Source organism: Citrobacter sp. CK181 (genome assembly GCF_030333595.1).
Taxonomy (GTDB): domain Bacteria; phylum Pseudomonadota; class Gammaproteobacteria; order Enterobacterales; family Enterobacteriaceae; genus Citrobacter_B; species Citrobacter_B koseri.
The window spans coordinates 355,936-382,024 of the sequence record NZ_JAOWFN010000015.1 but is presented as its reverse complement, the minus strand read 5'-3'; the positions used below and the strand labels follow the sequence as shown (position 1 = coordinate 382,024).

Annotated in this window: 19 protein-coding genes; 9 read left to right on the top strand and 10 right to left on the bottom strand. The window is 49.9% G+C overall.

What is annotated here, in order from left to right:
- Positions 1 to 65: 65 nt before the first annotated feature.
- Positions 66 to 935 carry a glutathione-dependent disulfide-bond oxidoreductase gene (gene yghU, locus OGW17_RS19070; RefSeq protein WP_049011849.1) on the bottom strand — a complete coding sequence of 290 codons (870 nt, stop codon included), beginning with the start codon at positions 933 to 935 and terminating at the stop codon, positions 66 to 68.
- A gap of 221 nt (positions 936 to 1,156) precedes the next feature.
- Here yghU and OGW17_RS19065 point away from each other — a divergent pair, with 221 nt between their 5' ends.
- The 3 genes from OGW17_RS19065 to OGW17_RS19055 all read left to right on the top strand — a co-directional run bounded on the left by OGW17_RS19065 (position 1,157) and on the right by OGW17_RS19055 (position 6,704).
- Positions 1,157 to 3,445, top strand: a complete 2,289-nt coding sequence (locus OGW17_RS19065; protein WP_071257853.1) for an FdhF/YdeP family oxidoreductase — start codon at positions 1,157 to 1,159, stop codon at positions 3,443 to 3,445.
- Positions 3,446 to 3,603: 158 nt separating this feature from the next.
- On the top strand, positions 3,604 to 5,466 hold the full coding sequence (gss, locus tag OGW17_RS19060) for a bifunctional glutathionylspermidine amidase/synthase (RefSeq protein WP_012135118.1): 1,863 nt from the start codon (positions 3,604 to 3,606) through the stop codon (positions 5,464 to 5,466).
- A gap of 182 nt (positions 5,467 to 5,648) precedes the next feature.
- Positions 5,649 to 6,704 carry an NAD(P)-dependent alcohol dehydrogenase gene (locus tag OGW17_RS19055; RefSeq protein WP_012135116.1) on the top strand — a complete coding sequence of 352 codons (1,056 nt, stop codon included), beginning with the start codon at positions 5,649 to 5,651 and terminating at the stop codon, positions 6,702 to 6,704.
- A gap of 51 nt (positions 6,705 to 6,755) precedes the next feature.
- Here OGW17_RS19055 and OGW17_RS19050 read toward each other — a convergent pair whose 3' ends face one another.
- Both OGW17_RS19050 and OGW17_RS19045 read right to left on the bottom strand, forming a co-directional pair.
- Complete coding sequence (locus OGW17_RS19050; protein WP_225622014.1) at positions 6,756 to 7,733, bottom strand: AraC family transcriptional regulator; 978 nt, start codon at positions 7,731 to 7,733, stop codon at positions 6,756 to 6,758.
- 107 nt (positions 7,734 to 7,840) lie between these two features.
- Positions 7,841 to 8,671 (bottom strand): alpha/beta fold hydrolase, encoded by an 831-nt coding sequence (locus OGW17_RS19045; RefSeq protein WP_012135114.1) that lies wholly within the window; start codon positions 8,669 to 8,671, stop codon positions 7,841 to 7,843.
- 188 nt (positions 8,672 to 8,859) lie between these two features.
- On the opposite strand from OGW17_RS19045, the gene OGW17_RS19040 reads away from it, so the two are divergent.
- Positions 8,860 to 9,285, top strand: coding sequence for a MerR family transcriptional regulator (locus tag OGW17_RS19040; protein WP_047461225.1), 426 nt, complete (start codon positions 8,860 to 8,862; stop codon positions 9,283 to 9,285).
- Between the two features lie 54 nt (positions 9,286 to 9,339).
- Here OGW17_RS19040 and OGW17_RS19035 read toward each other — a convergent pair whose 3' ends face one another.
- The 7 genes from OGW17_RS19035 to evgA all read right to left on the bottom strand — a co-directional run bounded on the left by OGW17_RS19035 (position 9,340) and on the right by evgA (position 19,033).
- Positions 9,340 to 10,380 carry a fimbrial protein gene (locus tag OGW17_RS19035; RefSeq protein WP_225622015.1) on the bottom strand — a complete coding sequence of 347 codons (1,041 nt, stop codon included), beginning with the start codon at positions 10,378 to 10,380 and terminating at the stop codon, positions 9,340 to 9,342.
- Positions 10,371 to 12,872 (bottom strand): fimbria/pilus outer membrane usher protein, encoded by a 2,502-nt coding sequence (locus OGW17_RS19030; protein ID WP_071257855.1) that lies wholly within the window; start codon positions 12,870 to 12,872, stop codon positions 10,371 to 10,373. Before OGW17_RS19030 ends, OGW17_RS19035 begins: the two co-directional genes overlap by 10 nt.
- A gap of 11 nt (positions 12,873 to 12,883) precedes the next feature.
- A complete protein-coding gene (locus OGW17_RS19025) occupies positions 12,884 to 13,561 on the bottom strand; it encodes a fimbrial biogenesis chaperone (RefSeq protein ID WP_071257856.1) in 678 nt (225 codons plus the stop codon).
- Positions 13,562 to 13,607: 46 nt separating this feature from the next.
- Positions 13,608 to 14,126 carry a fimbrial protein gene (locus tag OGW17_RS19020; protein WP_012135109.1) on the bottom strand — a complete coding sequence of 173 codons (519 nt, stop codon included), beginning with the start codon at positions 14,124 to 14,126 and terminating at the stop codon, positions 13,608 to 13,610.
- Positions 14,127 to 14,198: 72 nt separating this feature from the next.
- Positions 14,199 to 14,771, bottom strand: a complete 573-nt coding sequence (locus OGW17_RS19015) for a helix-turn-helix transcriptional regulator (RefSeq protein ID WP_012135108.1) — start codon at positions 14,769 to 14,771, stop codon at positions 14,199 to 14,201.
- A 456-nt stretch (positions 14,772 to 15,227) separates the two neighbouring features.
- Positions 15,228 to 18,410, bottom strand: coding sequence for a response regulator (locus OGW17_RS19010; RefSeq protein ID WP_114647217.1), 3,183 nt, complete (start codon positions 18,408 to 18,410; stop codon positions 15,228 to 15,230).
- Entirely contained in the window at positions 18,410 to 19,033 is a 624-nt protein-coding gene (gene evgA, locus OGW17_RS19005) for an acid-sensing system DNA-binding response regulator EvgA (protein ID WP_371320451.1), read from the bottom strand. Before evgA ends, OGW17_RS19010 begins: the two co-directional genes overlap by 1 nt.
- Positions 19,034 to 19,599: 566 nt before the next feature.
- Here evgA and OGW17_RS19000 point away from each other — a divergent pair.
- From OGW17_RS19000 to OGW17_RS18980, 5 genes are all read left to right on the top strand, one after another.
- Entirely contained in the window at positions 19,600 to 20,253 is a 654-nt protein-coding gene (locus tag OGW17_RS19000; protein WP_081353166.1) for a DUF3313 domain-containing protein, read from the top strand.
- Positions 20,254 to 20,408: 155 nt separating this feature from the next.
- On the top strand, positions 20,409 to 20,765 hold the full coding sequence (locus tag OGW17_RS18995) for a DUF3302 domain-containing protein (protein WP_071257857.1): 357 nt from the start codon (positions 20,409 to 20,411) through the stop codon (positions 20,763 to 20,765).
- A gap of 2 nt (positions 20,766 to 20,767) precedes the next feature.
- Positions 20,768 to 21,904: an HlyD family secretion protein gene (locus OGW17_RS18990; RefSeq protein ID WP_071257858.1), complete on the top strand. Its 1,137-nt coding sequence runs from the start codon at positions 20,768 to 20,770 to the stop codon at positions 21,902 to 21,904.
- A 190-nt stretch (positions 21,905 to 22,094) separates the two neighbouring features.
- The gene (locus tag OGW17_RS18985; RefSeq protein WP_071257859.1) at positions 22,095 to 22,949 is read left to right on the top strand and encodes a helix-turn-helix domain-containing protein; all 855 of its coding nucleotides are present in this window, start codon (positions 22,095 to 22,097) and stop codon (positions 22,947 to 22,949) included.
- A gap of 421 nt (positions 22,950 to 23,370) precedes the next feature.
- Positions 23,371 to 26,067: an autotransporter outer membrane beta-barrel domain-containing protein gene (locus OGW17_RS18980; protein WP_114647218.1), complete on the top strand. Its 2,697-nt coding sequence runs from the start codon at positions 23,371 to 23,373 to the stop codon at positions 26,065 to 26,067.
- The last annotated feature ends 22 nt before the right edge of the window (positions 26,068 to 26,089 follow it).

The window sequence follows — 26,089 nt, the reverse complement described above, 5'->3', positions numbered from 1 at the left end:
AGCGAAGCGCCATCAGGCAATATAACGCCTGATGGCGACATTAAAATCTCATCCGGCGTCACGGTTTAGCTCTGACGCTTATCTTCGGTTTGTGTGTCGAAGTCGCTGGCGTCGTGACGCTCATGAAGCTGCTCGTTGAGCGGCCCATTGGTGCGGTTCACAATGCGCCCGCGTTTGACCGCCGGACGTTCCGCAATCTCTTTCGCCCAGCGCTGTACGTGCTTATAGCTTCCCGCATCCAGAAATTCTGCGGCGTCATACACGTTGCCGAGCACGACATTGCCAAACCACGGCCAGACAGCCATATCGGCAATGGTGTACTCATCGCCCGCCACATACGGATGACGCGCCAGCTGCTTATCCAGCACGTCCAGCAGACGCTTGGCTTCCATCGTAAAACGGTTGATCGCGTACTCTATTTTCACCGGCGCGTAGTTGTAGAAGTGACCAAAGCCGCCGCCGAGGAACGGCGCCGCCCCCTGGAGCCAGAACAACCAGTTCAGGGTTTCGGTACGTTTAGCGAGATCCTGCGGCAGGAAATAACCAAATTTTTCCGCCAGGTAGAGCAGGATTGCGCCGGACTCAAAGACACGCAGCGGCGGGTTTTGCGAGTGGTCGCGCAGCGCCGGGATTTTTGAGTTTGGGTTCACATCGACAAAACCGCTGGAGAACTGATCGCCGTCGCCAATGCGAATCAGCCAGGCGTCATACTCTGCGCCCGTCACGCCCTGCGCCAGCAACTCCTCCAGCATGATGGTCACTTTCTGGCCGTTTGGCGTTCCCAGGGAGTAGAGCTGTAGCGGATGCTTGCCGACGGGCAACGTCTTGTCGTGAGTCGGGCCAGAAACGGGACGGTTGATATTGGCGAATGCGCCGCCGCCTGCGGATTTATCCCACGTCCATACTTTCGCGGGTTGATAAGTATTCTCTGACATGTTGACCTGCCTTCTGGGTTGGTGTGTTGAAGCAGTGTAGCAGTCGGAGGCCATGCGGTTTAACAGATTGGGACATTAAGCGCCGGTTTTTTCGCTGGAAGGGGAACACAATATAACTCGTTAATTGTAGCCCGCCTGTACTCCATCAAGAGGAAATCAATATCAGACGGAAATTGTTACCGTACTCGCCATTAAAAATTGGCAGTGAATAAGCAGTAACAATGAAAAATGGTGTTCCAGGAGTAAGCGGTTATCAGGGCCCGGCGGGCGGCTGGGGAGCTGTGAAAGCGGTCTCTGCGTCGGTGTTTTCCCAAAAGGCCGTCACGCGCGATATTATCGCGATGTTCAAAATGAATCAGGTCAAAGGCTTTGACTGCCCTGGCTGCGCATGGCCTGACCCTGGCCATCGGGCGCCGATGGAACTTTGTGAGAATGGCGTCAAAGCGGTCTCCTGGGAAACCACCAGCAAGAAAGCCTCACCGGCGTTTTTCCGTCGTCATCCGGTGTCCACCTTATGGCAGTACAGCGATTACGAGCTGGAAAATATTGGCCGCCTGACGCACCCGATGAAATATGATGCCGTAACCGATACCTGGCAAGCCGTGGAATGGGACATCGCGTTTCAGGAAATCGGCGAACGTCTGCGCAGCTACGATTCCCCGGAACAGGTAGAGTTTTATACCTCCGGCAGAACCTCGAATGAAGCGGCGTTCCTGTATCAGCTGTTTGCCCGCGAATACGGCAGCAACAACTTCCCGGACTGTTCCAATATGTGCCACGGCCCGACCAGCGCAGGGCTGACGCGCGCTATTGGTCTGGGGAAAGGCACCGTTGAACTGACGGATTTTGACCACTGCGATCTGGTGATTTGCATCGGGCATAATCCGGGAACCAACCATCCTCGTATGCTGACCACGCTGCGCGATGTGGCAAAGCGCGGCGCCAAAATTATCGCTATCAATCCGCTGGCGGAGCGAGGACTTGAACGCTTTAGCTTCCCGCAAAGCCCTAAAGAGATGCTCACCGGCCAGGCGACCGAACTCAGCAGCAGCTACTACCAGGTGAAAATGGGCGGCGATGCGTCGCTGCTCAAAGGCATGATGAAGGCGCTGATTGAAATGGATGAGGCGCGGGTGCTGCTAAACCAACAGCCTTGCCTCGATCATGAGTTTATTGCTGCGCATACCGCCGGTTATCAGGCGCTGTATGATGACCTGCGCCAGTGCAACTGGGCGGAACTGGAAGCGGATTCAGGTCTGACGCGCAGCCAGATGGAAGATTTAGCGCACAGCTACAATAAATCGCGCGCCACCATCATTTGCTACGGCCTGGGGATCACCCAGCATAAAAACGGCACCGGGAATGTGCAGCAGCTGGTTAACCTGCTGTTGCTGAAAGGCAATATCGGAAAGCCGGGCGCGGGTATCTGCCCGTTGCGTGGGCATTCCAATGTGCAGGGCGACCGTTCGGTAGGGATTAACGAAGCAGCGTCGGACGCCTTCCTGCAACGCCTTGAAGCGCGTTTTGCCATTACCGTTCCTCGTCAACATGGCCGCGCCAGTGTGGAGAGCATTCGGGCGATAGAGCGGGGCGAGGCTAAGGCGTTAATCTGCATGGGCGGCAATCTGGCCGTGGCGATGCCGCAGCCGCAGCGGACGTTTGCGGCGATGCAAAAGCTGGATATGCAGGTGCATGTGGCAACCAAACTGAACCGCTCGCACCTGCTGCTGGCGAAGCATAACTATCTGCTGCCCGCGTTGGGCAGAACGGAGCGCGACCTTCAGGCGACGGGGATTCAGTCCGTCACCGTCGAGGATTCGATGTCGATGGTGCACGCCTCCTGCGGCTCTCTGAAACCGGCTTCGCCGTGGCTGAAATCGGAACCTGCGATTGTGGCGGGAATGGCACGCGCCACGCTTACGCGTTCGCCGGTGAACTGGGAAGAGATGGTGGGAAACTATGCTCTGATCCGCGACGCCATTGAAGCCGTTATTCCGGCGTTTCATGACTACAATGCCCGCATTGCCGCGCCGGGCGGATTTCGCATGGACACGCCTGCCTCGCGCCGTGAGTGGCATACCGGGAATGGCAAAGCCAACTTTGTCGTTAGCCAGCAGCGCGCCGTTGAGCGTCAGCAGCAACCCGCTGATGCGCTGGTGCTGGCAACGCTGCGCAGCCACGATCAGTACAACACCACCATTTATGGCCTGAATGACCGTTATCGCGGTATTACCGGCCGCCGTGACGTCGTGTTTTTAAATGCGGCGGAAGCCAGAGCGCGCGGTCTGGCGCAGGGCGATGTGGTGACTATTCAGGCGCTGGACGATCATGGCCGCCCTTGTGAGGATCGCGCGATGCGCGGGCTGACGGTCGTGATCTACAACATGGCGGCAGGATCGATTGGCGCCTATCTGCCGGAAGCGAATGTGCTGTTATCTCTGGATGCGGTCGATAGCGAAAGCCTGACGCCAGCCTATAAAAGCGTGCCGGTGGTTATCAATAAAACATAACATCGTTCCCGCTATGAATTTTTTGTCTCTGTGCGCCGTCTGGCCGGGTAGAGGTGTATGATGAATCGACCTCTGTCCGGTTAGTGTTATTGAGCAGGTAAGCAGAGCGAAAAATTCACGCCATACTGCTCAGGCTGTATTGTTTTGAGGTAAGGTGCATGAGCAAAGGAACGACCCGTCAGGATGCCCCATTCGGGACATTATTGGGCTACGCCCCCGGTGGCGTAGCAATCTACTCTTCAGATTACAGCTCCCTCGACCCACGGGAATACAGCGATGATGCCGCGTTTCGCAGCTACATCGGCAACGAGTATATGGGCCATAAATGGCAGTGCGTTGAGTTCGCCCGCCGCTTTCTCTTTCTCAATTATGGGGTTGTGTTCACGGATGTCGGCATGGCGTGGGAGATCTTCTCGCTGCGTTTCCTGCGCGAAGTGGTGAACGACAACATCCTGCCGTTACAGGCGTTTCCCAATGGTTCGCCCCGCGCGCCGGTCGCTGGCGCGCTGCTTATCTGGCAAAACGGCGGCGAGTTTAAAGATACTGGCCATGTGGCGATCATTACCCAGTTGCTGGACAACAAGATCCGTATCGCCGAACAGAATGTGATCCACACGCCGCTGCCCCCAGGGCAACAGTGGACCCGCGAGCTGGATATGGTGGTGGAAAACGGCTGCTATACCCTGCGCGATACCTTTGACGACACCACGATCCTCGGCTGGATGATTCAGACCGAGGACACGCAGTACAGTCTGCCTCAACCAGACATCGCCAATGATTCACTGAAGATTCGCGGCGCGCGGCTGGAAGAGAAAGGGCAGTTTGACGGCAAATGGCTGGATGAGCGGGACCCGCTGCAAAAAGCCTATGTGCTGGCGAACGGGCATGTGATTAATCAGGACCCGCATCAGTATTTCACCATTACGGAAAGCGCCGAGCAGGAGCTGATTAAAGCCACCAACGAGCTGCATCTGATGTACCTGCATGCCACCGACAAGGTGCTGAAAGACGATAACCTGCTGGCGCTGTTCGACATTCCGAAAATCCTCTGGCCGCGTTTGCGCCTCTCCTGGCAGCGTCGTCGCCACCATATGATCACCGGTCGTATGGATTTCTGTATGGATGAACGCGGCCTGAAGGTGTACGAGTACAACGCCGATTCCGCATCATGCCATACCGAAGCGGGGCTGATCCTCGAACGCTGGGCCGAAAAGGGCTACACCGGGAAGGGGCATAATCCGGCGGAAGGGTTGATCAACGAACTGGCGGGCGCATGGAAACACAGCCTCGCGCGTCCTTTCGTCCACATCATGCAGGATAAGGACATTGAGGAGAACTATCACGCCCAGTTTATGCAGCAGGCGCTGCGCCAGGCCGGGTTTGAAAGCAAAATTCTCCGGGGACTGGATGCGCTGCGTTGGGACGATGCCGGTCAGCTGATTGACGGCGATGGCCGCCTGGTGAACTGCGTCTGGAAAACCTGGGCGTGGGAAACCGCAATTGAACAGGTGCGTGAAGTCAGCGAGACGGAATATGCCGCCGTGCCGATTCGTACCGGCCATCCTGAAAATGAAGTGCGGTTGATTGATGTGCTATTGCGACCGGAAGTGCTGGTGTTTGAACCGCTGTGGACGGTGATCCCCGGCAATAAGGCTATTTTGCCTATCCTGTGGTCGCTCTTCCCGCATCACCGCTATTTGCTGGATACCGATTTCACGGTTAATGACGAACTGGCGCGCACCGGTTATGCGGTGAAACCGATCGCCGGGCGCTGCGGCAGCAATATCGATCTGGTGAGCCATCAGGAAGAGTTACTCGATAAAACCAGTGGGAAATTTGCCGCGCAGAAAAACATTTACCAGCAGTTGTGGTGCCTGCCAAACGTGGCCGGGAAGTATATTCAGGTCTGCACTTTCACCGTTGGCGGCAACTATGGCGGTACGTGTCTGCGTGGTGATGATTCGCTGGTTATCAAAAAAGAGAGCGATATCGAGCCGTTAATTGTGGAAAAAGGGGAATAGCCTCTTCTGAAAAAGAGCCTTGGGCGTGATGCGCCTGCGTCCGCCCTGGCCATTCAATGCCAGGGGATGCGTGACAGACGTTCTGTCGGGAGTATCAGGCAATCATCCGGCAGGATTAGGCTCACTCTGCCATTCATCAAACCGCTACAGTTTCAGGTGGAAAACAAACAACTGGAGCTGCTATGAAAACCATCGGTTATGCTGCATTAAACGCGACTACGCCACTGGCCCCTTTTACGTTTGAACGACGCGCATTGCGTGCCAATGATGTGGCGATCGAGATCCTGTGGTCAGGCGTCTGTCACAGCGATCTGCATCAAACCCGTGACGACTGGAAAGAGTGGGGCGCGACGATTTACCCCTGTATTCCCGGACACGAAATCATTGGCCGGGTGATTGATGTCGGCAGTAAAGTGACGCGTTATCAGGTCGGGCAACAGGTGGCGGTCGGAACCCTTGTCGATAGCTGTCAGGAGTGCGATCAGTGCCGCAGGCACGAAGAGCAAATGTGCCGTGAGTTTCCGACGGTGACCTATAACGGGCGTGACCGCATCTCAGGAGACGTCACTTACGGCGGTTACTCGAAACATATCGTGGTTCGCGAGGAGTTTGTCCTGAATCTGCCGGAAGGCCTTGATCCGGCCAGAGCGGCGCCGTTGCTTTGCGCGGGCATCACCGTTTACTCGCCGCTGCGGACCTGGAACGTTGGCCCCGGCTCGCGCGTTGGGGTGATTGGCATCGGTGGCCTGGGGCACCTTGCGGTTCGTCTGGCGGCCGCTTTGGGCGCAGAGGTGACGGTTATCACCCGCAGTGAGTCAAAAGCGAAAGAGGCGCATGAGCTGGGCGCCGAACACGTTCTGCTCTCGACTTCCGCAGAGGCGATGAATAACGCGGCGTCCTCTTTTGATGTGATTATTGACACCATCCCGACGCGCCATGATGTTTCACCCTACGTTCAGCTACTTGATGTGGAAGGGGCGCTGGTTATTGTCGGTAATCTGGGGAATATGGAAGGGTTCAGCACCTTGCCGCTGATTCTGGGGCGTCGTCGCATCACGGGTTCACCGTCTGGCGGGATTGCACAAACGCAGGAGATGCTGGATTTCTGCGCCCGTAAAGGTGTGTACCCGGAGTGTGAGATCATCGATATCCAGCAGATTAACCAGGCTTTTGAGCGTATGGAGCGGGGTGATGTGAAATACCGCTTTGTGATTGATATGGCTTCACTGTCGAACTGACGGTAAGCAACGCATATCGGATCGACTGTTTTGCGGTCCGATATGCGTGTATCAGCGCGGTATCCCGGTCAACGTTCCCGCTTCCCGGACGCGTTCTGCGCCTTTCAGCGACTGCACTTTATCGCCGATTGGCGTGATGCCGAACAGGCGTTTGTACTCCCTGTGAAACTGACTGACGCTTTCATAACCCACTCTGATGGCCGCTGTCGAGGCATCCACATTATCTGACAACAACAGGCGTCTGGCTTCATGGAGCCGTAATTGCTTCTGATACTGCAACGGGCTCATGTTGGTCATGCGACGAAAGTGGTGATGCAGCGTCGAAACGCCCATTCCTGCAATCCCGGCCAGATCCTCCATTTTTAACGGTTGGGAATAGTGCGTGCGTAACCAGTTGATTGCGGAAGATATCCTCTGGCTGCTCGATCCCGTCAGTACGGTTTCCCGCAGCGTCATACCTGCCGGGCTGGTTAAAATGCGATACAGAATTTCCCGCTGAATCAGGTTGCCGATATACCCCTTATCCTGCGGGCGTTCTGCGAGCGTGATGTAGCGCAGTATAGCGTCAAACAAAAAGCGGTCGGCATGGCTGAGCGAAAGTCCTTCGCCTGCGAATCCCACGTCATTGCCGTGCTGTTCCATATCAACCAATACTTCGCGCGCAACAGATAAATCCAGTTCCAGCAACAGCGATATAAAAGGACGCTCGGCACTGGCCTGCATCACTTCGGCGACGGTCGGCAGATTGACCGCCGTCAGAAGAAAACGGGATTCGTTGTACACATAGGCCGTATCGCCTAACGTGACGCGCTTTTCTCCCTGGAGGATCAGCGACACGCTGGGCTGGTAAATATAAGAAAGCGGCGGCATTGGGCCGTGGAGTTCAGCAACGCTCAGACCGGGGAACGGGCAGACGACCCGTTCCTGATGTTCGGTATATGTTCTGACTTTTGCGGTAATTTCGTGGCGCAGCGATGCGGTGTCCTGCCGCAGGCGATCATCCTGTGAGTTCGGGCGGTGATCCAGCATGGTCAGACTCCTCAACATAGGTTCGTATGTTTTAAACTGGAATGCAGCCGCCCGCGACCCCTTTTTTTGCTAATTGACTTGCCAGCCCATCCGTCGTGGTTGGTATATCAGCTATTCACAAAGGCCAGCAGGTCGGCGTTGACCCGATCTGCATGCGTGGTGGGGATGCCGTGCGGGGCTCCCTTGTACGTATTCAGCGTACCGTTTTTGAGCAGCCCGGCTGAAAGTACGCCGGAATCATGGTAGGGAACGACCTGATCGTCATCGCCGTGGATAACCAGAACCGGGATAGTGATGCGCTTGAGATCTTCCGTGAAATCCGTCTGCGAGAACGCGACGATACCGTCGTAGTGCGCTTTGGCTCCCCCCATCATTCCCTGACGCCACCAGTTCCAGATGACCGCCTCAGACGGACTGGAACCCGGACGGTTGTAGCCATAGAAAGGACCCGCAGGGATATCGTAATAGAACTGCGCCCGACTGGCGGCCAGCTGTGCCTGGAAGTCGTCAAACACCGACCGGGGCGTACCCTGTGGATTGCTGTCGGTTTTTACCATCAATGGCGGAACTGCGCTGATCAGCACGGCCCTGGAGACGTTATCCTCGCCGTGACGCACGATATAGCGCACGACCTCGCCACCGCCGGTTGAATGCCCGACGTGCATTGCGCCCTGGACGCCTAAATGCTTAACGACTGCGGCAACGTCATCGGCATAATGATCCATGTCATGACCGTCCCACACCTGGCTGGAACGTCCATGACCACGCCTGTCGTGCGCGACGACCCTGAACCCCTTGTCCACGAAAAACAGCATCTGAGCATCCCAGTCGTCGCTGGAGAGCGGCCAGCCGTGGTGGAAGAAGATCACTTTTCCCTCTTTCGGCCCCCAGTCCTTATAGAAAATGTCAACGCCATCGCTGGTTGTTACGTAACCCATATCGTTTCTCCGGTTCAGTAAGTTGTTAAAGGGAGAGACTTGTCTTGCGCGTAGCGCCAGGACGTTGGCTCCCGGAAAAAGGAGAAACGTCAGGGCCTGCGCGCGCGTCCGGCAACGATCTTCTGTTGACCGTTTAGAGAGTATAAGTTTAAAGTTAACTTTAAGGTCAAGAGAGGTCTGTAAACGGTATGAAGATTGGTGAACTGGCAAAAGTAACGGGGCTTACGCCCTCCCGTATTCGGTTTTACGAAGCAGAAGGGCTGATCAGTCCTCCTCAGCGTCAGAGCAACGGGTATCGTAATTATTCGGCGGAGGTGGCGAATCTGCTGAAGATTATTGATAACGCTCAGCGTGCCGGTTTTTCACTTGGGCAGATCCGCTGCTTTTTACCGCAGGAGCAGAAAAAGTGGGATCACGAGGGGCTGATACAATCCCTGGAGAAGCGTATCGCGGAGATTGAACTCATGCAGAAGCAGCTTGAAGAGAGCAAGAGCGAGTTGCTGAGTCTGATCGCCAGTATTGCAAACCGGCCTGACGGGATTTCCTGTGAGGACAACATGCAGCGGCTGATAGGGCAATTGCGTAATCCGGCGACCGCCACGGAAAACCGGTAAAATAAATGGCGAGGGGACGTGGTTCAGCTTCGGTCTTGCCGCCCCCTCACTGTCTTATTGGTATGTCATGGTAAATGACAAAACGCCATTCGCTGCACCGGTCGTGATGGTGTCTCCGGTCTGGTAATAACGCGCTTTCAGCGGCACCGTGAATCCGCCGCCGGAGGATGAGGTGCCAACGGCGACATCTGAACCCAGCGCCATCGGCTGATTGTTATAAAGTAATTGGATTCCCACGCCCGTGGCGGCATTATTTCCGCCAATGGTTTTCAGCACGCCTTTGCTCGCATCAAAAATATCGCCTTCCATCTTAACGCTGACCTTTGTTCCGGCATTACAAACCATCGGCAGATCGAAAGACTTTGTGTGTGCGTCTCCCGGCGTGGTGCCTTTGCCATTAAAGGCTTGTTTATCTACGTCCTGCATATTCACGGGGATAAACGTCGTTTGTAGATTACAGGCTGGCGTGGTAACCGTGAACGCGTTGATATTGACGGAAGATTCGGGTGAATGCCACAGCAGCGCGTTATTTAACATAACCAGCGATCCCACGGTTCTTGCCGTTATGGTTCCAGACCCGGTTTCGGCTGCCGTCTTATAAAACGTCACGATAACCACGCCATCCAAATTGCTGTTCACCATCCCCGCCATATTTTCACAGAGCTTAGCGGTATTTATGTCTCCCCGTATGGTATTGCTTCCCGTAACGGTCACGATGCCTGCGGCACATTTTGTCGTTGCGGCGGACAGGGAATACCCCACGCCGCTAATGTTCGTTTTATATATCTGACGCCCGTTGAGTGACGAATCGAATGTGCCAATGGCTCTGATACCAAAAATCTGCCTGGATATAACGCCCTCAGCGGAGTCCCAACAGTTAAAGGCATTAATTGTCGGTGTAATAACCTGTGTTCCTATTATCGAGCCTACAGGGAGATCCCGCGAGATAGTTATATTCTGCGGCGAGATCGTTGTTGTTGACGTAACCGTAGTGCAGTTCCACGCCAGGGCGGTGTGTGAAAATAATCCCAGCGAGGTAAAAATTAAGCTGATTAAAATTCGATACATTTTTCTTTCTCTCCAGATCAGTGGCATTGCGCGATGACTGTTTGCGGTTTGTCAGCGATCTGCGTTATCTGATACGTTGCCTGACAACTTCCCTCGGCCCAGTTAACGATCACGGTTCCTTTTTCCGGTACGCCGTTGAGCCAGACGCGTTTGCGATCGTCAACCATTCCTTCTGGAATGTTGTCGTGATTTTTAATACGGGTCGTCGCGCCAAACGGAATCTCTTTCCCGGTGAACTGAAGCATGACCTTATAACCGGTGACGGTAGGATAATCAGCCAGCGCCAGCGCGCCTTTGGTCGGTACAACGGTGTAGGTGTCATTCAGCACATCGGTATGCGGGTTCAGCGATGCGGTATCCAATGACAGACTGTTCTGCCGATACGGCGTGACATACGGCACCACGGCAAAACCTCTGCTGTCGGTGTAAATCCCGCTGTTATTCGCCACTTTCACATCCGCCGCGTTGTCCGCTTTCACCAGCGCCATGGTTTCGCCAAGAGGCTGCGTGGCCGAGACGCCGTAAGGGTGAACCACAATGCCGCCCATCGCCCCAACCGACATCTGGCGGTTATCGCGAGAGTAGTTGTAACCAAGCTGATACTCGCCATGACGTCCCTTGTAATTGACGGAAGCGCTTCCCATCGTATCCGAGCCTTTGCTGTTGTAGCCCTGCTGCACGTTCCAGCTCAGGTTTTTATCTTCCAGCGCAGAACCGGATAACCCCACCTGCGAAGTCGTATCGCCTTTTTTGTTGCTGTTCCCGGATACCGTCATCCAGCTGTCTGGCAGGAAACGTGAGAGCGGAATCTGCATCGTCAGAGAGACGATATGATCGTTTTCATTGTGCCAGGGGCCGCGTGAATAGCTGTAGTTCAGGCCGTAGTTGATATTGTTTATGCTGGTGTTGTAACCCACGTTAACGCTGCGCTCGGTGTCGCCGCCCCAGTAATCCTGTTGCCAGGCGGAGAGGTTTATATTTCCCCAGTCGCCAAGTCGCTGGTTCAGCGTCACCTGCGCCTTGCTGCGTTTGTTCCGTTCATAGCGCCAGCTGTTGCCTTCACGTATTGTGTCGCTCCCCATTCGAAAGGTATTCACGTCCCCGTTCGCTTCCTGGAAATCACGAAAACCTGATGAGGAATAGCGATAGCCCATCAAACTGAATGAGGTGCCTGTCGAAGCAAAGTCTTTGGCGTATTGCGCGCGTAACGACACGCCTTCTTCTGTCTTGCCGGGCAGTTGCGTACGGGCGAAAGTGGCGTCAAAAGAGAGTGAGCCGAATTCACCGAACCCCTTTCCGATCCCCAGTGCTCCGGCCCAGTAATCTGCGGATGCCAGCGTGCCGCCATATATCGTGCTATCCCAGGGTAAACCGTAGCTCAGCGTGCCCTGTAGAAATTCCGGCTCTTTATCTTTGCTGTTTGCCGCGCGATATTTCCCTGCTGCCAGCGCATATTTGAACTGACCTTCGCGTTGCATCACCGGCACCGCGGAAAATGGCTGAATAAACTGATGCACCGATCCATCCGCCTCACGTACCGCCACTTCCAGATCGCCGCTGGCGGTGGTCGGGTACAGATCGTCAATCGCGAACGGGCCTGGCGGCACATAAGATTGCCAGATAACGTTGCCACCCTGACGAATGGTGACCTGCGCGTTGGTCTGTGCAATACCGCGTACCACGGGAGCAAAACCACGGACGCTTTCCGGCATCATGCTGTCATCGGAATAAAGCTGCGCGCCGCGAAAATTCACGCTGTCGAACACACCGGCCTGCGTATAACCATCGCCTATGCTGAACTGACTTTTCAGAGCCTTAATGTCACGCTCCAGCGATGTGCCAAGGGTGTTCCAGTGACCAGCGCCATCGTTGTTGTTATAAGTGGCGTAATGACGCAATCGCCAGGGCCCAACGTTAATACCGCTACGCAGGTTCAAATAGCTGTCGTTACTCGACTTGTCGCTGCCATGCGTGTTAGCGCCTGAGAAGTTGTAGTTCAGGAACAGCATATTCAGCCCGTCATCCCACCGCTCAGGCGATACTGATCCCCGTGGATCGCGCTGTAGATACTCCTGCGGTACAGAGAGCTCCAGGCGCATCCCATCAAACTGGAAAATAAGCTGGCTGCCGGGAAGCAGTTTGCTGAGGTGTTCAACGTTCGCGGTATCTGCCATATGCATCCATTCAGGTTGTGCATTGCGCTTAACGCCCCATTGCACCAGATCTGCACGAGTCAACACCGGCATTAACCCACTCTTACTGTCAATAAATGAAATATCCTGTGATGCCAGATAATTTCCATTTACATAGACATCAACGTGATAGACGCCAGGCACCTGCCCGTCAGCTTCATTAAAACGAGAAATATCAATATCACGCGGGATATTTCCACGGGTTTCAATAAAATCTGGAGAGAAATAATCGCCAGCCAGTACAGCAGGAGTATGCGTACACAGATAAATAAGTGTGGATAACCGAGTTAATTTAGCAAAACCCGAAACTGCATTGACATGAAACATGGCTTTGTAACCTACATTTTAAATTTATGTTCAGTCGTAATGCCTCCGAAGTCATTAATCGCACGCCACGATACTTCACCACCCGTTACCGCCGACTGAGGTAGCGATACCGTTTGAAATGGTAAAACCATTGGAGGTTTTGCTAGTTGTTTCCCATTCACCTTGATGTCGTATAGCGACACGCTATACGGCGAGGGGTTATGCACACTTAACTTTCCACCCACGCTTGAAAACGTTAGCTGCTGATACGCAAGCGAAGGGTCGCCTTTTAATCCTGCCGGACGATAAAACAGCTTCATTTTACTTTTGACCGCAATCAATAATTCATTTTTAGCATCCGGTGATGACGAAGGGATTGCTTTAATATTCAACCAGTAAACACTTTCTCTGTCCGTAGGGAGCGTGTCGCCTGATAACATAACGCGTACTGAATTCTGCGCCTGCGAATTTAATTTGAATAAAGGCGGTGTGGTGATGAATGCATTGTCACTGTCGTCGCCATTTTCACTTTTGCTTACCCATGACTGAATTAAATACGGCTTGTTATCTGGATTGTTAACGCTGATTGCCGCCTGATTGCCACTGCCGTTATAAATAAGCCGGGTGCCGCCTATTTCCACACCGCTTATTGCCGTTGCGGAGATAAACAAAAGACCAACGGCAATCTTTTTATAGACTTTCTGAAACATGAAGAGATCCTGAGTGAATTACTCAGGGCCGCGAAGGGCCCTGCTTTTACTGGTAAATAACGGTAAACGCGGTTGAAGAGTTTGCCGTACCCGCGCCAACAGCGCCGGTTGCCATATATTTGGCAAAGTAAGTCAATGTGTTATCAACATCTTCTTCCAGCGCTACGCTGGAGGATGCGGAACCCACAGGGATCAGCGTTGAGTTGTCCTGCTCATAAATCGCGACACCAACATTCGACGCTGTCTGCCCATTGCTCAGTGCTAAAATAGAAGGGTTAATCGTGTCGGTGATGCCATCAAAACGAATACTGGCGTTGGAAATGCTGGCCGGGCAGGATTTCAGCACAATATTAAAACGCTTTGCCGCCGCCGTTGCTCCGCTACCGCCTGAGAATGCGGTTGTCGCGACAGTCCCCAGGTTGACAGGCTGCGCAATCGCAGAGGTATCCACCACACAGGCCGTACCGGTGATGCTGCCAGTAAAACTAATTACGCCGTCAGCAGCATTTGCCGCCTGAAATACAGAGAGCGATAAAATCGCGGAAATCAGTGCAATCTTTTTCATATAAGATCCAGTTAGTTAAGTTAATATTTAAGAAATAATATGCTGATGCTTTAAATGTTAATTAATAATGTGCTAATTCCCTCCAGTGAAATACTTATCTGACGAATGACATTGTCTGATTAACGAAATACTGTGTTCGCAGGTGTCCTGCTTATAACTTTCTACTCGTGCGATAGTTCGGTACAAAGATATACGATTGCCGACCTGAAGTTTAAAAACCAAACTGCGCCGGTGGGCATAAAATGTCTTAACCGTCATACCTAATTGTTTACCAATCTCATTCGCATCAAGCCCTTTTTGCATACATGAGAGCACTTCGCTTTCTCGCATTGAAAGCGTGTACTTCACCCGATAAATATATCGGGAATCATTGACAAACAGGCAGGACAGAATTTCATTAAGTCGGCTTCGCTTATCAACAAACGTAATACTCCGTAGATGTTTTAATGCATAGTAGTCAAGATCATTGCTTATAAACGCAATAATCTTCCTGTCTGCAAAAAAATGCTCTTTAACCTGCAGGAGGTTTGTTGTCTCAACATCTACTATGTAGTAATTTTCATCAATCAACTCCGATGTTAACAGCGTACTGATACCGACGATAAAAAAATAATCATCAGAAAAAACGGAGTTTGACAAATCCATAAAACTTCCCTTTTTGGCATGCCCTCTTTGGTTATTTAACGCCAGAAATTCACCTCATGTTTCTTTGTGAAATTTACAGAAAATAAAATCAGATGACACCACAAAAATAATGGATTTCGAATATAATCATAAAAACGATCGTTTCTTCTATTTGTTCCCTTTCAAAAGAACAACGATCCAGTGATTGCCGTCTTTATCGAAATAAAAAACTATTTATGTGCCATAAAAATGAAATTTAACACTATCACTATTGATAGGTGTAGTTTAATGGTTTGATGTCATTTGATAGTTGAAACTTGAAATGACGGTAAAAATGGATTTTTCTTAGGAAATATCCCAGGTTTAATTAACGAAATATATTCCGTCAGAACAAGGCTAATTTTACCTGGTTAACAACGGGACAACATCAGCGGCACCTTATTTTTCTGTCAGGCGCCGCCTACGCGTGTAGGAAGGTTATGGAATGAATGTTGCGATAGCCTGATCTAATTCATCAAGTAAGGCGTCGATGCGATCAAGGTCTGTGGCAAGGTCTGCGGCGGAAATGGCGTCAGGTAGTTTATCTTCCAGCGACTGCGCTACCTTCATCAATGCCTTAACGCCCAGCAGTTGGGCAGTCCCGTTAATGCGATGAATATGGCGCTTCACGGTCAGATAATCTTCAGTATGCGCCGCTTGTCGGGCGGCGACTAAATCACGGCGGTTCTCCTGCTGTGCATCTTTTAACGCTGTAAGCATGAGCGCCCGGTTGCCTTGCGCCAGCATACCCAGCATTTCGATATCAAACATCGTATTGGCTGTCTCACACATTCCTGAAAGGAAGTGCGAGATTTGCGATAACGTAATCGGCTTGAAAATACAGGCATTCATGCCTGCCGCAAGACAGCGTTCGCGTTCATGTTCTTGCGCTGAGGCGGTCAACCCCCAGATGGTGAGGTCGCGATTAAATTTCCGTACCTGACGGGTAAGTTCAATGCCGTCCATTGCGGGCATATTGAGGTCGGTAATAAGCAAATCATAATGCTGTTGCTGAAGGTGTCGTAAGGCCTCTTCGCCGTTTTCGGCTTCATCCGCAACAATACCTGACGTTGCAAGCTGGCGTTTCAGGAGCAGTCGACTGGAGGGATGATCGTCAACGATTAATACCCGCAGCGTCCCCTGAATAACGGGAGGGGGCGGGGGTGCGTCAATAGATACCGGCGTGATATCACGCGAGGTTTGCACGGGCAGGTTCAGCGTCAGGGTGGTTCCACGGTTTATTTCGCTTTGCAGCGCGATGGTTCCCCCCATTTGCGTCATCAATGCCCGGCTGATCGCTAACCCCAGGCCCGAACCGCGATGATGCTTACCCGCTTTCCCCTGACTAAAGGCGGTGAATAAACGGTTCTGTTCTTCAGTGCTAATACCCGGACCGGAGTCGCTCACCGAGAGCGCCAGCATCGCGTTGGACTTTGTCGCCGAAATCCTGACATACCCTTGCTGCGTAAATTTAACCGCGTTGCCAATGAGGTTGGTGAGTACCTGCCCCAGCAACTGGGGGTCCAGATGCATCGCCTCTTGCGGGTCCAGCCGCGAGTCATAACGCAGGTCGATCCCTTTTTGGGCCGCCAGTGCGCTAAACAGCGTCATTTTTTCTTTTATCAGAGCATCAACATTTACCCACTGCGGAACGGTGTCTAAGAGTCCTGATTCAATCTTTTCCAGATCGAGGATCTCGCCAATCAGTTTTAACAATGATCGCGAGGCCTGGGCAGCCTGATCCACCGATGCTTTATCCTCAGGGCTGAAGCGAGCGGGGGAGAGCTGTAAGAGTTCCAGAAATCCCATAATTGCACTGACCGGCGTTCGGATCTCGTGGCTCATATGGGAAAGAAATTCCCGCTTCTCTTCATTGGCTTGCTGTGCCTTGTTTCGTTCCGCCTCCAGTAAGCGTTGAGAACGTTTCCTTTGGCGGACTTTCCGCGACAGGTAAACGGCCCACAGCAAGCTGCTCACCACCAGCAACGTCGCCAGTATCGCCACCAGATAAAACGGTCTGTTATACAACTCCCAGGTATCAATTTTGACGTCCGGCAGGCGTATCCATTTACTGACGATCTGGAAAATCTCTTTTTGCGGAATATCATCCAGGGCTTTGTCCAGGATCTGCCGAAGTTCCGGTTCGGAACGGGGAACGGCAAAACTGATTGCCGCCGGCGCTTCACCAGCAATCGGGAGCCAGGCGAGCTGATCGGGATAATAATGCTCGCTCATATAGCGGGCCGTCAGCTGATTTGAAATGGCCGCGTCCACCTTTCCCGTCGCCACGAGATTCAAGGCTACGCTGGAGTTTTCCACCTCTTTCCATTGGATGCCGGGGTGTTGGGCTTTAAGCTTTTCCAGTAACGCGTGGTCGGCGCCGATCGCCACATTCATCCCTGCCCGTAGCGTGGTTTCCTGCGTATTCTCTTTTCTGACAACGGTGACGAATTGGGTGGTAATAAAGGGATGGGTAAAGGAGAGCGCGTTTTCACGGCTTAAATCGTAGGTTGCGGCCTGCACAATATGCCAGTTGTTTTTCTTCATTTCAGAAACCATTTCTTCGTTCGATTTGACGACAATGGTTTCAAACTGCATACCGGTTTGCAGACCGATCAGATTCAGGATATCCCCCACCACGCCCCGCGTTTCCTGGTTACTGTCGACCATAGTGTAAGGCGCAAACCACGGGTTAATGATGACACGCAGTGTGTTATGACTTTTCAGCCACTGTTTCTCTCGGTTGGTCAGGTTAAGCGGCTCTAACAGAAAGGACAGATTGCCTTTATCGATCATTGACTGGGCTATTTGCCCATGCACATTTTCATCGATGGCGCTGAGCGTGTTATTCACAATTGTCAGCAGACGTTCCTGCGTTGGCAAAAATAAAAAGGCGCTTTTTTTCTGTGGTTCAGGCCAGTATTTCACCGTCGTCAACGCGAGGCTAAATTCCTGCGATAGCCAGGTGCTGGTTGTCAGTGAGTCGCCAACAAACCAGGCGTTTTGCCCATGCGCGACGGAGCTGAGCGCTTCCTGATAGGTGGGGTAATTAATGATCTCTGCGTTAGGAAATGACTGCTGAATAAATCCCTCATCAGGATAGTGATTCACAGTAGCGACCCGGGTGCTTTGCGCACTCTGCAAGGGAAGCATGACATTGGCTAACGACGTCACTAAATTTGGCCAGGAATGTACCAGCGGCTGTGAGGACAGAATGCCTTCTTCGGCGAAAGGGCGACTCTCCAGACCGGTCAATACCATATCGACTTCGCCCGCTTTCAGCGCATGAATTGCCGATTCCTGATTTTTCCAGGCCGTCACGCTGATGTGGGTGTTGAGCGAATGCTGAATCAGCGCAAGATAATCGGCATTCATCCCACGGTAACGTCCTGTGAGCGTGGTCTGCACGAGGGGCGATTGCTCTGGTTGATAAACCGCAACCTTAAGCGTTTTTTTCTGCTTCAGCCAGCGCTTGTCATCCTCACTCAGATAAACAGGAACCGGCGTAATGTAATTGTAGCCCGACAACTCCAGCTCAACGGGTAGCTCATCCTGGGCATGAACGCCACGCCCGGTAATCGATAAAACAATGAGCACGAATATGGGCCATTTATTCATCATCAGGTCAGCTTATTTTGGTGGGCAAATGAGAGCAGCTCAATTAATGATTTGCAGCCTAACTTTTCCATTAACCGTGTTTTATAGGTGCTGACCGTTTTGCTGCTGATATGCATTGCATCGCCAATTTGTGAATTATCAAGACCATTAAGCATATAGCCCATCACCTTCATCTCCTGTGCCGAGAGGGATTCCAGGCGTTGTGCATCGGTTAACGCAACTGAGGGGGCTTCAAGGAAAAAAGGAAAATAGCTATAACCATTTTGCGCTGCATTAATGGCGGCCAGAATGTTTTCCATATCCTGTTTTTTACTGATGAAAGCGTTAGCGCCCACCTGAGCGCAACGTTTGCTGTAGTAACGATCGTTTTTCGCGGACACGACGATCAGCACTCCGGTGAACTGCCGTGCTCTGAGCTTTTCTACCAGTTCGACGCCATTCACTCCGGGGATCTCGACATCCACGACAACAATATCCGCAGCCGTTTTTGTTAACGCTTCCAGCGCAGTCGCCCCGTCTTCATATTCGTTAATTACAGTAATGCGCTGTTTCTCCAGCACTCCACGGATAGCCAGACGCGCGAGGGGATGATCATCCACGATAATTGCAGTGCGTAACTTACTCATATTCATCCTGAAAGTTGTCATTCTGAATACAATATATACTAACGATAATAGCCTAAACGAGACGGGAGATGGATTTATATCGTGATGACTCAGGTGGTCATTGGCTACCAGACATACTGCCGTAATCGACTGATCGGTAGCGGATCTGGGGCTCTGCCGGGCGTTGGTGCAGCCACATCTGCAATGGATGCGCTGTCAAAAGATGAGTAGATGAATTTGATTTATCCGGCATTAAGCCGGGATATGGCTACCAGGAGATATCGGGAGTTATTATTCTCCAGCTATCAGATATTCCCTGATGTTGAAAAGTTCGATTTTACATTTTCAACTTTTTTGTATGGGAATTTGTGGTATGAAAACATCTGTGTATATGAATTTATTTCATTTAAATCAATGTGATACATAATTTTAAAGGCTCAGGGCTGTGTGTCTGTGTCCCAAAAAAGTAATTATGTTATGTAACTTTATATATTATTATTTATGCCTGTTTTCTATTCTTCTTTTATTTGTTCAATCAGTCTGAACCGGGAAGCACACAACACAGGATTATTTTCATGGAGGTTATAATGAGTATGAAATATGTTGCTACCATCATAGTGGTAACATCATTACTAACTGGTTGTGCAAATGACAGAGTAAAACCAGAACAATATTCAGGGTTCCTGAATGATTATTCATCCTTGAAACCAGCCGTTTCTACTACCGGTGTGCCAGTTATGCGCTGGATCGATTCTCATGCTCATCTGGAAAATTATTCCAAAATTATTTATGAACCTGTTGTCTATTATCCTGAGCCTCGCTCATCAACTCAGGTAGGTGAAGCTGTTCTACAGGGGATTCTGGATTACACTAATCAGAGTATGAAAACAGCCGCCGCAAAGCGCTTTATGCTGGTTGATAAACCAGGCCCTGGCACCTTGATCTTCAGAGGGGCAATTACTGCTGTTGATACCAGTAATATGGGATTACAGTTTTATGAGGTAATCCCGATAGCGATGGTGCTGGCAGGAACACAGGTAATTAGCGGATACAGGACTCAGGAAACCAGACTCTACTTTGAAGGTGAATTGATTGATTCACAAAGTGGAAATGCCGTAGCTAAAGTGCTGAGAAAGGGGCAGGGTAAAGATCTTCCGAACAGTAACCAGTTACTTACAGTTGATGATTTGAAAGCGGTGATTGATAAAATGGCTTCCGATGCAGCTGTTTTCAACCTGTAATTTTGGATTCTATTGTAGACAAGAACAGGGCTACGGCCCTGGATATTTTATTTCATTGTAGCGCCATCATAAGTACCTTAGCTATAAACTGAGAATCCATTTATTTGAAATAATGTAGTTAATTACATTTTTAAAATATAATTCAGTGAGGGTGTATGTTCCTGAACTATTTCTCTTTAGGAATGCTGTTTTTTGTATTCCTGATAATTTTTTATGGGGTCATCATGATTCATGATATTCCTTATATTATTGCAAAAAAACGTAATCATCCACATGCTGACGCGATCCATACAGCTGGCTGGGTTAGCTTGTTTACACTGCATATCATCTGGCCTTTTTTGTGGATCTGGGCCACGCTCTATCAACCAGAACGTGGGTGGGGCATGCAGGCGAATGCCGCTCAGTCTGAGAGAAATCCTGATATAGACGCATTAACAAAACGTATTGCAGATCTGGAGACATTGGTAAATAAAACACATAACAAAATAGATAAAGAATCACCGGAGATTTAATTGTGGATTTGCTTATTATACTGACCTATATTGCACTGGCATGGACAGTTTTTAAATTATTCAGGATACCAGTAAATCAGTGGACACTTTCGTCAGCTGCTCTTGGCGGTATAGGGCTGGTTAGTGGGCTTATTTTATTAATGAACTATAACCATCCCTATACATTTACCGCCCAAAAAGCAGTGATTTCTGTTCCTGTGATCCCTCAGGTTACGGGAAGGGTAATTGAAGTCATTGACAAACCAAATCAACTAATTAAAAAAGGAGAAGTACTTTTTAAAATTGAGCCTGATAAATATCAGTCTCGCGTCGAGCGTTTACAGGCAGATTTAGTCACGGCCATCCATAATGTTGAGGTACTAAAGGCCCAGTTGTCTGAAGCTCAGGAAAATACCATACGAGTCTCAGTTGAACGCGACCGTCTTTATAAAGATTATCAACGCTATGTGAAGGGGAGCCAGGCTAAGGTAAATCCCTTTTCTGAAAGAGATATAGACAATGCCCGACAAAGTTATCTGTCTCAGGATGCAGTAGTAAAAGCTTCTGTTGCCGAACAGGCTCAGATTCAGAGTCAACTGGACAGTAAGGTAAATGGCGAACAGTCCCAGATTGTTAGTCTGAGAGCGCAACTTGCTGAAGCGAAATATAGTCTTGCACAAACAATCGTCCGGGCCCCTGGAAATGGATACGTCACTCAGTTGTTGATTCAGCCCGGCACATATGCGTCTTCATTACCGCTTCGTCCCGTGATGGTCTTCATCCCGGAACAGAAACGACAGGTTGTAGCGCAGTTTCGTCAGAACTCATTGTTGCGTCTAAAACCTGGTGACGAAGCTGAAGTCGTGTTTAACGCCCTGCCAGGAAAAGTGTTTGAAGGGAAATTAATGAGTATTCTTCCTGTTGTGCCGGGAGGGGCTTACCAGGCCGAGGGCACACTACAGGCACTAACCGTTACACCGGCAATGGATGGGGTGATGGTAACTATTGAACTTGAACATAATGAATATATTGATGTGTTACCCGACGGTGTTTCTGCGCAGGTAGCTGCATATTCGGAACATTTCTCGCATGTTTCCGTATTGCGTAAGGTGCTTTTGCGTATGACAAGCTGGATGCATTATATTTATCTTGATCATTAATATTAATCAGCGAACGCAACCGGATGTAATTACTATGTTTGGTTGCATTGTCATCCTTGTTTTCTAACTTGAGAGATCTGTTTCTGGGCTAATGAACTCTGTTATCGGGAACCAATATAATGAAAATCAAAATGGGGATTAGTGAGCTATACTAATAATTACGCCACCTCATTGCCTGATGGGAGGTATTATGAATGTAAATTATTTAATACATGTGCATGCATTGTTGCAGTGGATCGAAGATCACCTTTCCGAAGAGTTAACGATAGAACTGCTTAGTCAAAAATCCGGGTATAGCAGTAGTTACTTACAAAAAATATTTAAAGATACTACCGGTGATTCATTATCAAAATATGTTCGTGGTCGACGAATGTTTAAGGCTGGCGTATTTCTGTGTTTTACCAGAGCCAGTGTTGGATATATTTCTGAGGTTTTAAGGTTTAATTCAATAAGTGCCTTTTCACGTTCTTTTAAAAATACTTTTGGGGTTTCTCCCCAGGATTTCAGGAGAAAAGGAGTTTTAAATGTCAGTAACACGATTGCAAAGGCCGAAGTGTTTAAGATTCCATGTGAAATTAAAACTATCAGTATGATTGATAATGCCAGTATCAGATTATACGGTCAATATTTTAACTATAGTGTAGATGCTATTGATTTTGATAAACCGTACTTCAATCAGCGGAAGCGTTTTAGGAAAAAATTCTTTCAACATCTGGGATATACACCCGAGCATTATTATGCCACTTCCCAATATTCACCTTCATGGCGAAGCGAGAGAGAAGTAGATATAAAATATTTTGTTGGATTAGCAGAACAACCTGATGGTATTGCTGGACTGGAGAATGCTGAATTTTGCTTACACTCAAATAAAATAGCCTGTTTTTATGCAGAGGGAATGTTTGTTAACCCTTTCTATATAGCGTTGTCAGCTAACATGAAAAGTATGTCGGAATTATTCACCGGATGGAACTGTAATTGGGATTTGGAATGTTTTTTAACTCATAACAGATTTACTGAATATCGCTATATTATTCCTGTATCCTGATGTTAATAAACTGGCTTGATACTTTACCACAGTGCTTTGTATCTGGTTCATGCTAGCTTTACACATAAATAGACTACTTTACGAAATATCACAGGAGTAATAGGGCGGAAATTTAACAGTCATGTCCAGCATCTCCGCAATCTTTGTTGCGACCCAGAGATATCAAGGGCTTTACTGTTTTAATAAACAGCATGTTAGCTAATGGAGTTATAACTGTTCTTAATAACTAAGAAGTGAAAATGTCAAATGTTGCTGCAATTAAATCCAACAATTGTGTGAGATTATAATATTATTGCTACAGATTATATGAGATATGTTTTCATTTATGATTTAGCTGTCGTTGCAGTAATTATCTGTAATTTTTTTCGGATTGATGACTATCAAGCAATAGTCGTCTCTTTTGTCTGGAGTGAGAGTAATTGTGAAAAAGAAGTATCTGAGTTGTGCTGTCTCTTTTGTGTTGTCTGTAGGAGCAGAAGCTGCTCCTGTCTATTGGACAGGAAATACCAGTGACTGGTCAGATAGCCAAAACTGGGATATCGGAATATTGCCTGGCGAAAATGATGAGGTATATATAGATGGTCCTAATGGACACTTTCCAATAATTACTGATGATATCTCAGTCAGTAGTATTGATAATAACTATCACCTTGCCGTTAATGACGCGAAGCTCGTCGTCGCCAACACGCTTCGCGTAGGCATTGCCGAACCAGACCTTGGAGGGGAGAGCTTGACAGGAAGACTCTCCCTTTTAAATGCAACAGTCGATGCCTCTGAAATTACAGTTGGCGGCGGGAGTACGGAATATACTGGATTTCTTAACGCAGTATCTTCAGAAATTAATACAAAAAATCTGTTAATTGGTTATCTGTATGGTAACGGTCATGGCACTCTTAGTGAGTCCAGTCTGTCGACTGAGGCGATCCTTGTGGGTACTAATCGGGGGACCGGGAAGTTGGATATCCGCAATTCTGAGGTCAGTACCACTTATTTATATATTGGTTACACGATGGGGCAAGGGGTTGTTAATGTTGACAACTCGAGAGTCAATATTTTGGGGCCGGGGACAATAGCGATAGTCGGTGAGCGGGCAGGAGGTGATGGGGTACTTAATATTACTAATGGTGGTATTGTTACATCTTTTCGTCTTTTGTCAGGCGTCTTAGGGGGGCATGGTGAAATAAATGTTTCTGGTCAAAACTCTTCCCTGAGTACTAACTCCCTGACTCTTGCTCAATCTGGATCGGCAATAATGACTGTTTCAGATGGTGGTGAGATAAATACTACCAGTGAGTTTTTGATTGCGGATCAGCAAGGCAGTAACGGTGTGTTGAATATAGGTAACAACAGCGCCCCAGGTTACGTTAACTCCAGAGTTATTAAGTTTGGCAATGGAGCTGGTATGATCAATTTCTCACATACCAGCGATGATTATAAATTTCTTTCCCAGATTACAGGTGACGGGACGGTAAATATCTGGAGTGGTTCGACGACTTTACAGGGTGGTAATGACTACACAGGAAACACTAATCTTCATGGTGGGTATTTACGCGCTGGTAGCGATAACGCATTTAGTGCTGGTTCTGATTTTAACATCGGTAAAGATGGTGTTCTCGATCTAAATGGTTATGCTCAAACGGTGGGTACTGTCTATCACGATGGTACCATTTACATGAATGAAGCCGCTTCATCTGCTGGCACTACGTTGACTGTCGATGGTGATTATCATGGTCAGGGAGGAACTCTGGTCTTTAATTCTCAGCTGGCAGGCGATGCTTCTATTACAGATAGTATGCATATCACAGGTGATACAGACGGTAGCAGCTACGTAACAGTAAATAATCTGGGTGGGCAAGGCGCTCAAACTGTCGAAGGCATTGAGATTATTCGCGTTGATGGTAATTCAGATGGTCAATTTATCCAGCGCGGTCGTATTGTTGCCGGCGCTTATGATTATAACCTTGTGCAGGGCGGCAATGGAGGTAACAGTAATAACTGGTACCTGACCAGCAGCACAGAACCTGTGGACCCAACAGAGCCGGTTGACCCGACAGAACCCGTAGACCCAACAGAGCCGGTTGATCCGACAGAACCTGTGGACCCAATAGGGCCGGTTGATCCGACAGAACCACCGTCACCACCTGTATTCCCGAATACCAGCATCTCCCGCCCGGAGGCCGGTAGTTACATGACCAACCTCGCAGCGGCAAATGAGATGTTCATGACCAGGCTTGAGGACCGTGGCGGTGACCGCATGTACACCGATCCGTTCACTGGTGAAAAGAAGCTGACCAGTATGTGGATACGTACGGAAGGGCGACACCTTGACAGCCGGGACAGCAGCGGTCAACTCAATACGGACGAGAATCGCTATGTCATCCAGATGGGCGGTGATATTGCCAGCGGCACCTACACCGGCACGGACATCTGGCGGACTGGTTTGATGGCCGGCTACGGCAGCAGCCACAGTACCACGGACTCCTCCCTGACGGGTTATCGCTCAGAAGGAAACGTCAGCGGCTACAGCGTTGGGCTATACGGAACCTGGTTCAGGAATGCGGATCAGCGTACTGGCGCGTATATCGACACATGGCTGCAATATGCGTGGTATGACAACGAAGTGCAGGGAAAAGGACTTGCGAAAGAGAAATATGACTCGGATGGCCTGCTGGCCTCAGTTGAGGGCGGATATACATTCCATCTGTGGGGAGATAAACATAATGATGTCTTCATCCAGCCACAGGCACAGGTGGTGTGGAGCGGGGTGACGATGGATGAGCACCGTGAAACTAACGGAACTCGAGTAGCTGGTAAGGGTGAAAATAATACGCAGTCCCGGTTGGGCGTGAAGGCCTTTATGGAACATCGCTCCGGTAAGGAGAGCGTCTGGAAACCTTACCTGGCAGCGAACTGGCTGCATAACAGTGAGAAAAGCGGGGTCAGAATGGACGACGTGACGCTGTACGACGAGGGCCGTAAGGACATTGGAGAAGCTAAGCTGGGTGTTGAAGCTAGCCTGATAGAGAAGCTGAGCGTACAGGTTGGCGTGAGTTCCCGCTTCGGCAGCGATAATTACCGTGACACGGGTGGCGGTATTAGCGTGCGCTATGAGTTTTAACTTTCGTGTGCCGTATCAGTAA

Excerpts from the sequence above, each read along its gene's own strand:
- OGW17_RS19050 (WP_225622014.1), bottom strand. The coding sequence starts at position 7,733 with ATGCTGGATCACCGCCCGAACTCACAGGATGATCGCCTGCGGCAGGAC.
- OGW17_RS19030 (WP_071257855.1), bottom strand. The coding sequence starts at position 12,872 with ATGTTTCATGTCAATGCAGTTTCGGGTTTTGCTAAATTAACTCGGTTA.
- OGW17_RS19035 (WP_225622015.1), bottom strand. The coding sequence starts at position 10,380 with ATGCCACTGATCTGGAGAGAAAGAAAAATGTATCGAATTTTAATCAGC.
- OGW17_RS19040 (WP_047461225.1), top strand. The coding sequence starts at position 8,860 with ATGAAGATTGGTGAACTGGCAAAAGTAACGGGGCTTACGCCCTCCCGT.
- OGW17_RS19025 (WP_071257856.1), bottom strand. The coding sequence starts at position 13,561 with ATGTTTCAGAAAGTCTATAAAAAGATTGCCGTTGGTCTTTTGTTTATC.
- OGW17_RS18995 (WP_071257857.1), top strand. The coding sequence starts at position 20,409 with ATGTTCCTGAACTATTTCTCTTTAGGAATGCTGTTTTTTGTATTCCTG.
- OGW17_RS19045 (WP_012135114.1), bottom strand. The coding sequence starts at position 8,671 with ATGGGTTACGTAACAACCAGCGATGGCGTTGACATTTTCTATAAGGAC.
- gss (WP_012135118.1), top strand. The coding sequence starts at position 3,604 with ATGAGCAAAGGAACGACCCGTCAGGATGCCCCATTCGGGACATTATTG.
- OGW17_RS19015 (WP_012135108.1), bottom strand. The coding sequence starts at position 14,771 with ATGGATTTGTCAAACTCCGTTTTTTCTGATGATTATTTTTTTATCGTC.
- OGW17_RS18985 (WP_071257859.1), top strand. The coding sequence starts at position 22,095 with ATGAATGTAAATTATTTAATACATGTGCATGCATTGTTGCAGTGGATC.
- evgA (WP_371320451.1), bottom strand. The coding sequence starts at position 19,033 with ATGAGTAAGTTACGCACTGCAATTATCGTGGATGATCATCCCCTCGCG.
- OGW17_RS19055 (WP_012135116.1), top strand. The coding sequence starts at position 5,649 with ATGAAAACCATCGGTTATGCTGCATTAAACGCGACTACGCCACTGGCC.
- OGW17_RS19010 (WP_114647217.1), bottom strand. The coding sequence starts at position 18,410 with ATGATGAATAAATGGCCCATATTCGTGCTCATTGTTTTATCGATTACC.
- OGW17_RS19000 (WP_081353166.1), top strand. The coding sequence starts at position 19,600 with ATGAGTATGAAATATGTTGCTACCATCATAGTGGTAACATCATTACTA.
- OGW17_RS19065 (WP_071257853.1), top strand. The coding sequence starts at position 1,157 with ATGAAAAATGGTGTTCCAGGAGTAAGCGGTTATCAGGGCCCGGCGGGC.
- yghU (WP_049011849.1), bottom strand. The coding sequence starts at position 935 with ATGTCAGAGAATACTTATCAACCCGCGAAAGTATGGACGTGGGATAAA.
- OGW17_RS19020 (WP_012135109.1), bottom strand. The coding sequence starts at position 14,126 with ATGAAAAAGATTGCACTGATTTCCGCGATTTTATCGCTCTCTGTATTT.